At 63.3% G+C, this 12,977-nt stretch carries 14 protein-coding genes; 8 read left to right on the top strand and 6 right to left on the bottom strand.

The features are described 5' to 3' along the window. Positions 1-36 precede the first annotated feature (36 nt). Positions 37-798 carry a hypothetical protein gene (locus ACFE7D_RS00670; RefSeq protein ID WP_375393503.1) on the bottom strand — a complete coding sequence of 254 codons (762 nt, stop codon included), beginning with the start codon at positions 796-798 and terminating at the stop codon, positions 37-39. A 229-nt stretch (positions 799-1,027) separates the two neighbouring features. Here ACFE7D_RS00670 and ACFE7D_RS00665 point away from each other — a divergent pair, with 229 nt between their 5' ends. Continuing rightward, positions 1,028-1,318 carry an ArsR/SmtB family transcription factor gene (locus tag ACFE7D_RS00665; protein WP_375393502.1) on the top strand — a complete coding sequence of 97 codons (291 nt, stop codon included), beginning with the start codon at positions 1,028-1,030 and terminating at the stop codon, positions 1,316-1,318. A gap of 123 nt (positions 1,319-1,441) precedes the next feature. Here the strand turns inward: ACFE7D_RS00665 and ACFE7D_RS00660 are convergent, their stop codons facing one another. The 5 genes from ACFE7D_RS00660 to ACFE7D_RS00640 all read right to left on the bottom strand — a co-directional run bounded on the left by ACFE7D_RS00660 (position 1,442) and on the right by ACFE7D_RS00640 (position 5,252). Next, the gene (locus ACFE7D_RS00660; RefSeq protein ID WP_375393501.1) at positions 1,442-1,861 is read right to left on the bottom strand and encodes a hypothetical protein; all 420 of its coding nucleotides are present in this window, start codon (positions 1,859-1,861) and stop codon (positions 1,442-1,444) included. 33 nt (positions 1,862-1,894) lie between these two features. After that, entirely contained in the window at positions 1,895-2,197 is a 303-nt protein-coding gene (locus ACFE7D_RS00655) for a type II toxin-antitoxin system RelB/DinJ family antitoxin (RefSeq protein WP_375393500.1), read from the bottom strand. A 235-nt stretch (positions 2,198-2,432) separates the two neighbouring features. Next, on the bottom strand, positions 2,433-3,071 hold the full coding sequence (locus tag ACFE7D_RS00650; RefSeq protein ID WP_375393499.1) for a hypothetical protein: 639 nt from the start codon (positions 3,069-3,071) through the stop codon (positions 2,433-2,435). Further along, positions 3,068-4,219 (bottom strand): nucleotidyltransferase, encoded by a 1,152-nt coding sequence (locus tag ACFE7D_RS00645; RefSeq protein WP_375393498.1) that lies wholly within the window; start codon positions 4,217-4,219, stop codon positions 3,068-3,070. The genes ACFE7D_RS00650 and ACFE7D_RS00645 overlap by 4 nt, the downstream gene beginning before the upstream one ends. 1 nt (position 4,220) lies before the next feature. Next, positions 4,221-5,252 (bottom strand): CBASS cGAMP-activated phospholipase, encoded by a 1,032-nt coding sequence (locus tag ACFE7D_RS00640; protein ID WP_375393497.1) that lies wholly within the window; start codon positions 5,250-5,252, stop codon positions 4,221-4,223. A 117-nt stretch (positions 5,253-5,369) separates the two neighbouring features. On the opposite strand from ACFE7D_RS00640, the gene ACFE7D_RS00635 reads away from it, so the two are divergent. The 7 genes from ACFE7D_RS00635 (at position 5,370) to ACFE7D_RS00605 (ending at position 12,908) form a co-directional block, all read left to right on the top strand. After that, positions 5,370-5,684, top strand: coding sequence for a helix-turn-helix domain-containing protein (locus ACFE7D_RS00635; protein WP_375393496.1), 315 nt, complete (start codon positions 5,370-5,372; stop codon positions 5,682-5,684). Continuing rightward, positions 5,684-6,541 (top strand): ImmA/IrrE family metallo-endopeptidase, encoded by an 858-nt coding sequence (locus tag ACFE7D_RS00630; RefSeq protein WP_375393495.1) that lies wholly within the window; start codon positions 5,684-5,686, stop codon positions 6,539-6,541. Before ACFE7D_RS00635 ends, ACFE7D_RS00630 begins: the two co-directional genes overlap by 1 nt. 258 nt (positions 6,542-6,799) lie before the next feature. Beyond that, positions 6,800-7,816 (top strand): DNA cytosine methyltransferase, encoded by a 1,017-nt coding sequence (locus ACFE7D_RS00625; protein WP_375393494.1) that lies wholly within the window; start codon positions 6,800-6,802, stop codon positions 7,814-7,816. 9 nt (positions 7,817-7,825) lie between these two features. Further along, the gene (locus tag ACFE7D_RS00620) at positions 7,826-9,436 is read left to right on the top strand and encodes an AAA family ATPase (RefSeq protein ID WP_375393493.1); all 1,611 of its coding nucleotides are present in this window, start codon (positions 7,826-7,828) and stop codon (positions 9,434-9,436) included. 7 nt (positions 9,437-9,443) lie between these two features. Continuing rightward, positions 9,444-10,754, top strand: a complete 1,311-nt coding sequence (locus ACFE7D_RS00615; RefSeq protein WP_375393492.1) for an LlaJI family restriction endonuclease — start codon at positions 9,444-9,446, stop codon at positions 10,752-10,754. A 52-nt stretch (positions 10,755-10,806) separates the two neighbouring features. Further along, positions 10,807-12,186, top strand: coding sequence for a hypothetical protein (locus ACFE7D_RS00610; RefSeq protein WP_375393491.1), 1,380 nt, complete (start codon positions 10,807-10,809; stop codon positions 12,184-12,186). Next, entirely contained in the window at positions 12,183-12,908 is a 726-nt protein-coding gene (locus ACFE7D_RS00605; RefSeq protein WP_375393490.1) for a hypothetical protein, read from the top strand. Before ACFE7D_RS00610 ends, ACFE7D_RS00605 begins: the two co-directional genes overlap by 4 nt. Positions 12,909-12,977 lie beyond the last annotated feature (69 nt).

Genomic DNA, 12,977 nt, shown 5'->3' with positions numbered 1-12,977 from the left:
CCCGCAGGCACCATGGGTCGGCTGGGTTGAGCCGCGTTACGCGTAGAAGCGCTGCTCGATGTTCAGGTCGAGCCCGGCCGCGAGCGGCGAGGACGGTTCCGCGTCGATCATCATCAGCGTGTCGCAGATGGCCTGCGAGACCAGCGCCTCGACGATCGGCGAGGTGTGGTCGAAGCCCCGGACGATGGCGGCATCCGCCGCCGCCGCGCCCATGCGCATATAGAGGCGGCCCGCGATCTCGGCCTCGTCCATCGCGAACGAGGCGTGGAACGCGTGGACGGTCTCGAAGCCGTCATCCGCCACGACGGTGGCGGTGAACAACCGCGGCGCCGGTTCCGCCTTCGGCCGGAGCGGCAGGACGTTGTCGTGGCGCGGACCGCCCCCGGTGCGGTGACCCTCCGCAACCAGTCGATGCGTGTCCAGGTCACCACCACCATCGCAACGCGGATCGATTGCCTCTCCGTCTGCGTCGCCGTCGTCGTCGACCAGCGCGTCGATCTCTGCGGGTTCCGCGTCGAGGCCGAGCGAAAGGCCATGCAGCAGCGTGCCACGGAGGCAGGCGTCGCGATTGGTGCAGGCGTCGATGGCGGCGGCGCCGTCGAACAGCGCGCGCGGCGAAAGCATCCACGCCATCGCATCATGCTCCACACCTTCGCGCTGGAAGCGGCTGGCGACCTCGGTGGCGACCAGCGCCATACGCACCATCCCGCGACGCGTGGTGACGACCACATCGTCCGAGGGAAGGTCGTGGTCCAGCGGATCCGGGAAGGCCGCGGTGAATGGCGCCGCCAGCGGCATCACGGTGGCGTCGGCGACGCAGGCAACTGTCGCGTTCATCGTCTCACTCCATCGTCGCCAGGTTCGAGCGGCGGCAGGAGGCGACATCCGACCGACGCCGCCAATATGGAGCGCAGACAAGATAGTTCAATAGTTCCTGAATAACTGTATAGTTAGCAGTTCGTTGCTATCTCCTGATCGCCTATTTGAAGGCGGGCGCTACCTCGCGTAGCTGTAGGGAGTGGAAAAGATGAAGGCGATGCAGATCATGTCGGCGCTGGCGCAGCCCACGCGGTGGGCGGTGTACCGGCGGCTCGTCGACGAACTGCCAGGCGGCATGACCGCAAGCGACATCGCCGAAGCCGTCGGAATGTCGCGCAACGGCATGAGCCCGCACTTCGCGATCTTGTCCGCGGCCGGTCTGCTGTCGTCGGAGAAGAGCGGCCGCACAGTGACCTACCGCGCGGAGACGAAGCCGGTCGAGGGGCTCGGCGAGTTCCTAGCGCGCGCGATCGAGAAAGGCCGTGAGGGCCGAGGGTAAATCGCGCTTTACGTGAACCAAGGGGGCACTTGCCGATTGGCGTGCCCGATTACCGGGCCGCCAGGTCCGTGCGATCGGAACGAGCGACGCGCTCCACCCCGTCGCGACGCGCCTCGAAGCAGGCTAACGCAATCCTTCGGGGCCGATAACCGCGATACGCGGCGGGCGCTCGAAGCTGATCTCCAGCGCCCCGTTTTCGTCCCGGCCGATCGCTCCGGGGCCGGCGATCGTCACGTCCCAGCCGTTCTCATGCATGCCGGTGATCACGATCTGAGCATCGCTCCCAGCCCACGAAGAAGGCGGAGGCAAGCCCACTTCCCGGACATAACAGCCATACAGAAGCGCCGACGGTGCCGGTGCGCCCGCTGCGTCCTCCCGGAGATGCTCGTAGCGCCCCTCCTCGACGACAAGGCGGAGGTTGCTCAGCACCGTCAGGTCGCCGTCCGGGGGCTCCACGGGGATCGCGGTCACCTGCGCGTTAGCAAGGCTGAACCGGGATAGATGGGCGCCCCAGGGGTCGCGTTCATCGGGATCATCACTCATCGTCAATCCACCGGGCGCAGCAGACCGCCACGATCACTTGTGCCCACCATTGTCGGCGTCGTCGTTCTCATCACCTTTATCGTGGACATTGCTCATGCCGACTTCGCTTGCCGACATCGGCGATGTGGCACGACGCCGCTGTGCCATCATCTCATCGGCATCTGCCAACGCCTTCTGCGTGGCGACGTTCGGCACAATCAGCGAGTCCGGCAGCGCCCCCTGCTCGGCAAGATGCACGAACAGCAGGCGCACCGCTGTCTCGGCAGTGACGCCGATACGGTTCAGCACCAGCGCGGCCTGCGCCTCCAGCGCGGCATCGACCGGAATAGAGATCATGCTGCAGGGCATAGCGCCCCGATCGTCGTTGCGCGATCTGTCAGACGAGCAGACGCCGTCACGCGCAGTTCAGAAGGGAAGGGTCGGTTCTGGCATCTGCACGCATCCACACGCTGGCTTTAAGAGCGTTGTACGACGACGTGAACATAATAAGAACAAGAGTCGTGAATATCGGTACGGCAGTCCTGTCGGGCATCGTGCGAAAAGGGTCGGCAGGCAGCTACCCAAGCGGTTCTCAGTTTCGCGAGGTCGGATCGGTGGCGTTGCGATAGAGCATGTTGCGCATCAGCGGTGCCTTGATCCGGCGGGGCTGTCGCGGGCATCCTCCGCGCCGAATGGGGTCGCGCACGACAGGCCCATCCGAATGGGGCGCCTCCTCGCCACCCCACATGCCCGTCACGTGCCACATCTCATAGTAGAACAGCCATTCCGCCGCCCAAGGAACGATCGATTCCGCCAGCAGCATATCGTCTGTCCAGTCGCGGCTGGCCGGGTGAAAAAGGCAGAGGTCTGTGCCGCGGGGATCGTCGTGACGGCCATAGATGTGCGGCACCGGCTCATCGGGGGTTTCCGCGCGCAGGGTTACTTGGGTCAGAACCCGGACGCTGGGCCAGCGGCCGACGAAGACGATCCGCCCGTCGTCCGAACCACGGTGGTCCGTGATGCGAACCCGGTGTGACTGCGACAAGGGGCGCAATTCGCCTTCCCACACCGAGATCCACGGCAGCTCGACTGTCATCGTCAATCCCGGGAAGCGCAGCGCCATGGCCTCCCTCTGCATCCGGCCAAGCGCCGACGCGTATCGCGGGCGCCAGTTGCGTGAACCGATCTGATAGAGCGGTTCCGACCAGCTGGCGCCCGCCTTATCGTTCACCGTACCGGGCCACCATAGAAGCGATGCGCCGGGGCGGCGACGCTGCCGGCGGGAACAGATCCGGCGAAGCCGACCGCACCCGTCTTAGATGCCGAGAACTGGCCGTTGCGGCTTTGCGCGGACGCGCGATCCACGGTCTGCCGAAAGCCATCCCTGGCTGCGTTCTCGCCGAACAGATCCTTCAGGATGTCTAGCTTGCGAACCTGGGTACCGTCGGCACGAACGAGTTCGTCCAGCCTTAGGACCAGTACGCCGAGATCCTGGGCGAAGCGAAGGTTGGAGCCCACCGCCTTCGGCCACCGGTCCGACAGCACGTCCTCGGGACACGCGGGGTTCTCCACATACAGATCCTGGACGGACACCGCCCGGGCCAGGTAGCTTGCAGCGGAGCGGAGATCGGTGACCAAGCCTGATCCCTGGGGCGCGTCTGCGGCGATCCGCGAGAGGAGGACTGACGGACACCGGTCGTACCCACCGCGGTCGCAGCGGATGTCGCGGAAGCGCTTCAGCAACTGGATGGCTAGCAGGCGATCGGGCTTGTGATCCGCAGGCGTCTGTTCGGGAACCGGCACCACGGCCGCGCGCACCTCGCGCTTGGCGATCACGGCTCGCGGACGAACCCGGGCGTCGAACCACCGCGCGAAGCCCTCGGGGTTGGCCAGCGCATGGTCGGGCCGTTCGGGATGCCTGTCGAAGATGGAGATCACGCGAGGATCACGACCGGGCATCAGGACAGCCGGCGTGACGTCGAGGTGCATATTCGCATAGCCGAGCGTGACGCAGCGCTTCTTGATCTCGCACGTCGTGAACTTCAGCCTTCCCTTGCCGTCGCTCAGCGCCCGCGCCACGCGATGGAGAACGACATCGGGATCGTTAAACCGATCGATGGCCAGTTCGAGGATGAGGTCGATGTCGTAATCCTCACGGTCGTCATAGGCGGAGATCGTCGACCCCATGCGGAACGACCCCTGTGGATAGATGACGGGGCTGAGTTCGGGAAAACCACTCTCGTGCGCGTCAAGGTATTGGCTGACGGCGTCGAAGTGGGCGACCGCCTCCTTGTACGCCGTCGGCGTCAACTGGATGCGATGCGCGACATCGGCGAGCAGGTCGTCGTAGTAGCGGTCAACAGGCGTGGAATGCAGCATGTCAGTTCACCTCGTTGCTATGGAACGGGACGAACGGCTCCCGATTGCCGATGAAAAAGCACTGTTCAAGAATCGGCAGCTGCGCCCTCGCGCTCGCCCGTCCCATGCGAACCAACGTCTCCACCTTCGACGCGTCGTCGAGGGCGACGAACCCCGGCTCGACCATTGGATTGATGCGATGCAGGTGCGGATTGGAATGCGGGTGGCCAAGCAGCAGCTTGGCCGTCGCCTGACTGAACCTGTCCTGCCCCTGGAACATGAGTTCCAGCAGCCACTTCACGTCCTTCAACCCGACGACGTCCTTCACCGGGTGCACCGTGTCCGTGCAGCCAAGCGAAAGCATCCGCACGTGACCCATCGGCCACCCGAGGGTGGCAGCAGCCTCGATGGCGGCAGACCCCATCGGGTTGTTCGCCCAGATGCCGCCATCGAGCAGATGGGAAGCGCCTTCGAAGCTGTGCGCGGGAAGAAACGATGGCGCTGCGGCGGTCGCGAGCGCCGCGTCCACCGCGAGCCGGGAGTGGTCGACGCGGAACCGCTCGTGATGGGCGGTCTTGAACACGTAGGGGCCGCCGTGCGCCGAATCGTAAGCGGGGATCACCAGCCTGGTCGCGCTGTCCCCGATCAGACGAGCACCGAATACGTCCTCAAGGGCGAACTTCAGCTCGTTGGCCTCGTACTTGGCAGTCCCGACGTGCCTCACCATGCGGCGCAGGCCACGCAACCTCGAGCGGAGACCGCCCAGCTTGCCCGACAGCGGCGCCTGATCGAAGATCACAGGACCGCGCTCGACGTAGAATCGGCAAATCTCGGCCGCGCTGATGCCCAAGCCAAGACCGATTGCGATGATGCCGCCTGTAGAGGTGCCTGCGATAAGATCGAACTGGTCCACCACGCGCTTCCCGGTAAGCCGCTCGATCTCGGCCAGGAAAGCCGCTGGAAGCGCACCCTTCAGGCCGCCACCATCGATCGTCAGGATCCGCCGCGGCATCGCGTCGGCTTCACCAGTTGAAGTTAGCGACTCGGGTGCCACGATCAGTCCTTCCTACATCTCGTAAGATATAGTGAACGACAATCGCCTTGTAAACCGCGGCGACCGTGCCGTAAGATCAAACTGACGACGTCTCTTGGCGTCGCGGGAGGAATTGTATTGTCACTCGCCCTGAAGCTGAAGGAACTGCGGACCCGCAATCGCCAGTCGCTCCAGCAGGTCGCCGACGGTGTCGGCGTGTCGAAAGCACACATCTGGGAGTTGGAGACCGGAAAGAGCCGGAACCCCGGCATCGAACTGGTGCGAAAGCTCGCCGACCACTTCTCGGTGACCATAGCGTTCCTCACCGGCGATCCGGCTGAGGCGACCGACGATCCGGCGGCATTGCAGTTCTTTCGTGAATTCGGCGGCGACCTTTCCACCCGGGATTGGGAAACCCTGCGGACGGTGGCGGAAAGGCTGAAGGATCGCTGATGGTCGACGAGGCGCTGCTGATGGACCTCGCCGACTGCGGGTCACCGGAACGCCTACTCGGCGTCATCCTCGACCATCATCGCGAATGGCAGCCCCCTGTCGACATCGAGACGTTCGCTCGTAGCGTCGGCATTCTCGAATTCCGCGACCTGGAGGTCGATGGTTTCGTGGGCGCCCTCATGACCGACCTGGAGAAGACCAAGGGCATCATCCTATCGGCAGCAGGTATGCCGACACCGCGCAGGCGGTTCACCGTCGCGCATGAACTTGGTCATTTCCTTATCGCGGCACACCGCGGCGACAAGCAGTGCACATCGAAGGATCTGATGGAGATGCGTCGCGAGACGCTGCATCAGAAGGAAGAGGCTCAGGCCAACCGGTTCGCATCCGGCCTGCTCATGCCGAAGCCGTGGTTCGTAGCGCAGACCGATGGCCTCGGCCCGCCCAGGATCGAGCATCTCCGGTCACTGGCGGACACGTACGGCGTCAGTCTCGAGGCAGCGGGAAACCGCTATGCCGAACTTACGCCCGAGGCGTGCGCGTTCGTCTTCCTGCGGAATGGGCGGGTACGATACGCAAGGCCTTCGCGTACCTTCCCCGCGCTCGGTATTCGGCCAGGTGACGCGGCGCCTTCGGACTGCGCTCACTCCGCAACCGGCGCGGCACGAACTGACGTCGCCACGGCGGCAGACTGGCTAAGGCCTGATCCGAGGCCGCGGCAGCCATTCATACGGCTGCAGATCCTGGATCAGGTCAATGGCTTCCAGACTGCGCTTCTGCACATCGATACTGCGCAGCAGGATGACGACGAAGAGGAAGATGACCTCGTCGAGAGCTACAAGCCGAGGTTTAGATGAAACGGTTCACCGAATGAAATTCGAAGCTGGTGAGTGCCGTTAGCTGTGATCCGTTCCACTCCGGATTCTTATGAGAACCGCGACCAAACATCGGCCCTGATGATCACTAGAAAGCCCCTTTTTCTGGACCAGGCAGCCTGCTCAGCCTAACGCGGGATCGAAGTAAGCCCGCGCAGGGAACATCCGCTTTGCGCATCCATCATGCGATCCTAAAACACTGGACCGGCCGACAGGGAGCCGGCCGACGAAGGTAATGACGTGGTTCAGTGCATCAGCTTGTTTTCTGGAGCCGGGGGGCTCGATGTGGGTGCCACAAGGGCGGGTGCCCGCGTGATCAGGGCCGTCGAGTTCGACAGGGACGCCGCCCATACGCTTCGGATCAACGCGCACGACGACATCCAGATCGACTGCGCGGACATCTGCGATCTCGATTTCACGATGCACCGGGACACGCCCGACGACACGATCCTTATCGGTGGCCCCCCGTGCCAGCCGTTCTCTAAGAACGGCTATTGGGTCAAGAACGTCAATCGCCTGATTGAGCGCGATCCGCGCAACATGCTCTCACAGTTCCTGCGCGCGGTCGACGAGGCGCAGCCCAGCGGCTTTCTGTTCGAGAACGTCGAGAGCCTGCGGCACCCGACGAACCGTCACGCACTGGAGGGGTTCGTTGCGACCGCTGAAGAGATGGGATACCGCTGCACCGTCTTTCTGGCCAACGCGGCCGACTTCGGCGTGCCACAGAAGCGCAAGAGAGTATTCATCTTCGGCGTTCCCGGCTCCTCGGCGATCCCGGATCCGAAGCGCACCCATTCCGCCGATCCCGCCGACAAGCTGAAGCCACACGTCGGCGTCGGTCGCGTCATCAAGCCATTCGGGGCAGCGAGGTATTTCGAGCGTCAGGAGATGGTGGACGGGGGTACCTACGAGAAGGAACTGATGAGCGTGCCACCGGGCCGCAACTACATGGCCCTCGGCGATCTCGATGGCTACGCCGGCCGCACGTTCAGGAAGGGCGGGCGCTTCTGGAACTTCCTATTCAAGCTCCATCCCGACGAGCCGTCCATAACTATAGCGGCGCAGCCGGGTCCGTGGGTCGGCCCGTTCCATTGGAATAATCGGCGGCTGCGCGCATCGGAGGCTGCGGCCATCCAAACATTCCCGAAGGACTACCTCTTTCACGGAACGAGACGCTCGGTGCAGAAGCAGATCGGCAACGCCGTTCCATGTTTACTGGGTGAAGCGATGGTGCGACACCTCGTCGCGCATCTGTAGGACAAGCGCATGGCCCAAGGTGACATCGTCGATCAAATCCAGCCGGACGGCTCCATCGTCAAGGCTGGCGAGCCCGCGCTTGTGCTGTTCAAGCAGCAGCGGGCCATCATCGAGCAGGGCGCGGCTGCGAGAGCATGGAACGTCGTATTCGTCACCAGCAACGAGGAGAAGAAATACCACAAGGTGACCTTGTCTAAAGGCGGCACCTCATTCGATGCGATCCTCTACATCTTTCCCAACCTCGCCTACAGCAAGCCACGCGCTGAAGACGAGAAGCGCATCCAGCTGACCCGAAACCATTCGGAGCACGACGCGGACTTCGCCCTTCCCAAGGATGGCAATCCCCGGTGCGCTCTCATGGGCATCTACCAACGCGGGCCGGTCACGCTTTTCGCCGCTTGGGACGCCGAGGCTTACGTGAACCACGGCACGAACCGCAGCGTCTACGTGCGCGCGGAAGCATTGAGCGATGCCGAGCGCAGCGGCTTCGGACAAGGCTTCGATCAGAGTAAGCGGCTTGTCTGCTGCTTCCCGCCCGACATGCTCCCCTACTACCTCGAGAACATGAGGCGGCTGCACGAGGAGGCGAAGGCTGACATCAACCCCATCGTCCCCGACAAGGACGAGCCATCGCTCGGCGAGATGGACCTGCCGCTCGACCTGCCGGCGGAACCCAACGTCGTCCCGGACCAGTGGCCGCTGAACCGCATCGTCTACGGCGCGCCGGGGACGGGCAAGAGCCATCGCGTGGATGCCGATCTCGCTGCATTGTTCCCGAATGCAGGCCTCTACGAGCGCACGACTTTCTACCCGGATACGACCAACGGCATTTTCCTCGGAGAATACAAGCCAACACCGGTCTACCGGCGCACGGATGACGAACTCGTTGCGGCCGACCGGTCGAGCAACGGCGGCAGACTCGAGCCGCTTATCGACTATGCGTTCGTGGTGGGACCGTTCCTGCGGATGCTCGCGCGTGCCATCGCGCATCCAGACCGCTCGTTCGCGCTGATCATCGAAGAGATCAACCGGGCGCACGCGAGCGCCGTCTTCGGCGACGTGTTCCAGATGCTGGATCGGGACGCCGACGGGACGGGAAAGTTCAGCGTCACGTTGTCCGCAGAGGCACGAAACTACCTGGCCGAGCGTGGCATCAGGGGCGCCGTCCGCATTCCCAAGAACCTCTACATATGGGCTACCATGAACAGTGCCGATCAGGGGGTGCTGCCGATGGACGCCGCGTTTCGTCGGCGATGGTCCCTGGAATATGTGGGCATCAACGAAGGCGAAGCGGCGGTCGCCGACTGGGACTTGGCGCTGCGCTTCCGCGCAGCTCCCATCAAATGGAACGAGTTCAGGCGGAAGGTGAACGCACATCTGGAAAAGCAGTCGATCGCGGAGGATCGACTGCTCGGTCCGTTCTTCGTCACGCCCAGGGATCTGGCCAGTCCGAAGGTATTCGAGGACAAGATCCTCCAGTATCTCCGTGACGACGTCATGCGCTCGAGCCCCGGAAGGCTCTTCAAGGCCCCATCGCTCAGCTACGGCGCGCTGGTCGAGGCCTACCGTTCCGGAAAGTCCATATTCGTCCCCGAGGTCGGACTGGATGGAGACGCCTAGCCAGCCCGTGTTCCTGCGCGAGGGCGATCATCTATCGTCCGACGCCGTAGACCATCATCACTCGCTGACGGACCTGCTGCTAGAGAAGGGCGTCCTGCGGCCCGCGTCCGATGGGCGGCTAGTCATACGCTTCGTCGGCGTCGCCGTGGCGGGTGCCGTCACGCTCGTCATGCTTCCGAAGATAGCCTTGGCGTCGCCGTCGGACGAGGTGCAGCGGGTAACCTTGAGGGCGCTTCGCGCATATGCGACCTGGGTGCCACCGTTTCACGAGCCATCCCCGCATCTCAACGCCGATCCCGACCGGGGCGAGGTCAGCGGGGTCGCCATGACGGACTGGCTCATTGGCGACTTCCTGTCGCACGGGCTGTATCGGCGGACGATAACGGAACTGCAGGTGAACGGCACCGGTCGCGTCGACTGGCGACGGACGATCTCCCGACATCAACCAATCTTCAGCCAGGGTCGACCTATCTACGTCGCCTCCGCGACGCGACGATCGACTGCGGACGCCTCCAACTTCGCGACGATGCTGCATCTCCACGTTGTCGAGACGCTGTCACGCGAATTCGGCGCCCTGCTGGACTACGAGCCGATCTCGCTCGACCTCGAACCCGTCGAGCGCCTCGACGTTCTTCCTTCCGCCGACGAATGCGAGCGGCGGCTCGGCGACGAGATGCGCATCGCCTTCTCCGATCGCTCAATGCAGCTGCTTAACATGCTCGCCGCGATCGTCCGGGCACGCGAAGTCGAGCGCGGCAGGGAACTCACGCTCTACGGTACCGGCAGCTTCCATCACGTATGGGAGGCCGCTTGCGGCGCCGTCTGCGGGAACGAGGTGCAGGACTGGACGGGAATGCTGCCCGCGCCTGTCTGGAGAAGCGCCAACGGCGAAGCCCAAAACGCCGAGACATTCAGGCCGGACATCGTCGCGCCATTGACCGACCGGACGGGCCCTCTGCTGATCGCCGACGCCAAATACTATCGCGCCAGCCCGCCTCCGCGGCTTTCGGGAATTCCAGGAGTAAACGATGTCGCTAAGCAGGTCTGGTATAAGCGCTACCTCGGAGACACGGCGACGCTCAGGGGCTTCTCGGGCATCGAAAATGTGTTCCTGTTCCCAGGAACCGAAGGGCCGCTGGTCCAGCGTTGGGGAACGGTTGACTTCCCCGATGGCGAGCAACGCATCGACGTGTTCACGCTCGACTTCCTGCAGGCACTGCGCGCCTACGCCGATCGGTCGGAGAAGATCGTCAACGAGGGCCGGAGAGGCATGATGGCGCTCATCGATTCGAAACGTGGGCAGCGTCAACACGACTAGAACAATGCGGGAACATGGGATAGAATCGGTTAGACGGACAAAGGGGAAAACGATGACAGGCATCAAGGAAAAGCCGGTGCCGAACACATTGCTCGCTGGGTGGCGGGAAGCGCTGGATGCCATCCTCGCAAGGCTCGAGCAGGTCGAGATGAGCCTCGCACAGATGGGTGCCGGGCGCCGCAACAGCGGATCCTACTACACGCCCGCTGACGTGGCCGGACATTTCTGGCGATTGTTCTGGCGTCATCACGGCGTCGACAACGGCGCCGCCGCAACGGAATTCCTGAACGAAAACACATTCGTCGAGCCGTCGGCGGGGTCCGGCATGTTCATCTTCAGCATGCTGCGGAGCCTGGCGGATTTCAAAGTTGGACCGAGTCAGGCTGCATCGGTCAGACTTGTCGCCGTGGATATCAACGGTGCCGCGCTGTCCCACGTGCGGGAAGAACTGGCCTCCCTCGAGGCGGGCTTTTCGGTCTGCTTCAGCCGTATCTCGCTCGAGCATCGAGACTTCCTCGATTGGGCAGCGGACGGCGTGGGCGCGTCTGTCACCTTCGTCGGAAATCCACCATTCGTCGGCAATGCCAAGGGTAGCCGTTGGAAGAACCTATATGCGGACTTCGTCGAAGCGATGCTCACCACGAGCGCACAGTCGAGCGTCAGCCTCATCCTGCCGGTATCCGTATGCTTCAGCCGGGATTACGTCCGGTTGCGCCAATTGTTAAAGCAACGGAGCGCGCCGTTGAGCGCCTCCAGCTACGACAACATGCCAGACTATCTGTTTAAGGCAGGCAAGCCTGAAAGCGGGAACACGAACAAGGCGAACAGCCAGCGCTGCACCATCCTGAACGTCGGAGGTCCTCGGACCGGCGTTGTGGAATCCTCCGCGCTACTGCGCTGGTCCTCCAGCAATCGGGCCGACTTCCTGTCCTCGACGCCGAAATTTCACGACTGTGCCGGTTTCGACATCGAACGGCAGATACCCCGCCCAAGCGACGCATCGCTGTCGGAATATCTGCACGAGGCGGACGGCAGCCGCACCGTCAGGGAATTGATGTCCCGCATCGGCAAGGGGGCGTTCGCGGTCGGCGGCGTGGCGCGGAACTTCATCGGCATCAGGGACTATGACGCACCAACCACCGGCGTGACGCCGGTCAGGACCAACGAGCAAGACTCGACGTTCATACTGCTTCAGGTGCTTTCCTCGGACATCTTCTACAAATATTGGCGCAGCTTCGGTGATGGCTTCCACGTGACAACCGACCTGATCGACCGCTTCCCCATCTCTAAGCGGCTGATGCTCTCGTGCGAGCAGAACCTGGACGCCGCGGCATCGATCTGGAAGCGTCGAGCGGACTTCGCGAAGGAGAAGCTGAACTCGGGCAAGGTCGTCAGGTCATACGATTTCTCTGGAGCCTTTGCGGCCATATGATCGACGGCCTCGACGCGCTTCGTGCCGAATTGAGCTTGGCCGAGGTCATGCGGCTCATCGAGCGTACAGCGCGCTGGGTCGATCCCGCCACCTTCCAACTGTTGCCAGCCTGGTATCCCGAACACAGCCGCCGGGGGCTGTTCTACAAGGCCGACTGGTCGGCGCCACAGACGAACCGCAACCGGCAGACCGGCGTCGAGATCCACAAGTCCGAAGGCAATAACTATGCGGCTAAGGCGCTGACGCAGGCCCTTGGCCTGCGTGGGCGAAACCGGCCCAACTGGTCCTGCTGCCACATCTGGGGCGTGGACGACGGGACCTACGCCTCGACAAACGTCATCGTGCAGGATCCGCGCTACTATTCCTGCGTCGCGAACATGGTGCTGCTCCCGTCGCCGCTGAAGGCGTTCACCGACGTCATGCCCGAGGTGAAGGCGATGCTGCGCGCGTGTGCGTTTCACACCTATGGATGGCGATGCGAACATGACGCCGTCGCCGGCTTCGATATCGACAGTTCGTTGCTCGACGACGCGTACCCGGAGAGCTGGCCGAGGAAACTCGGCGATACCGCGCCGATGGGCACGACGATGCTGACCCCCGCCATCGAGACCGATGCACGGAACCGTATCGCCACGATCCGCCGCGACCTTGATCATGCCGGGCCGCACTATCCGCGTGAGCAAGTCCAATCCGTCATGGCCTATTGGAACATGGAACTCTGACCGAGCGTATCGGGAGCTGCATCTCGCACCCCACGCCAGGAATCCCGTTGGGTTAGTTCATCGAATGTT

The organism is uncultured Sphingomonas sp., assembly GCF_964244235.1.
Lineage (GTDB): Bacteria > Pseudomonadota > Alphaproteobacteria > Sphingomonadales > Sphingomonadaceae > Sphingomonas.
This window is presented reverse-complemented; position numbering and strand designations above follow the sequence as displayed.

Bases quoted from the DNA above. Each gene is read 5' to 3' on its own strand.
- ACFE7D_RS00670 (WP_375393503.1), bottom strand. From the start codon at position 798: ATGCCGCTGGCGGCGCCATTCACCGCGGCCTTCCCGGATCCGCTGGAC.
- ACFE7D_RS00665 (WP_375393502.1), top strand. From the start codon at position 1,028: ATGAAGGCGATGCAGATCATGTCGGCGCTGGCGCAGCCCACGCGGTGG.
- ACFE7D_RS00660 (WP_375393501.1), bottom strand. From the start codon at position 1,861: ATGAGTGATGATCCCGATGAACGCGACCCCTGGGGCGCCCATCTATCC.
- ACFE7D_RS00655 (WP_375393500.1), bottom strand. From the start codon at position 2,197: ATGATCTCTATTCCGGTCGATGCCGCGCTGGAGGCGCAGGCCGCGCTG.
- ACFE7D_RS00645 (WP_375393498.1), bottom strand. From the start codon at position 4,219: ATGCTGCATTCCACGCCTGTTGACCGCTACTACGACGACCTGCTCGCC.
- ACFE7D_RS00630 (WP_375393495.1), top strand. From the start codon at position 5,684: ATGGTCGACGAGGCGCTGCTGATGGACCTCGCCGACTGCGGGTCACCG.
- ACFE7D_RS00620 (WP_375393493.1), top strand. From the start codon at position 7,826: ATGGCCCAAGGTGACATCGTCGATCAAATCCAGCCGGACGGCTCCATC.
- ACFE7D_RS00610 (WP_375393491.1), top strand. From the start codon at position 10,807: ATGACAGGCATCAAGGAAAAGCCGGTGCCGAACACATTGCTCGCTGGG.
- ACFE7D_RS00605 (WP_375393490.1), top strand. From the start codon at position 12,183: ATGATCGACGGCCTCGACGCGCTTCGTGCCGAATTGAGCTTGGCCGAG.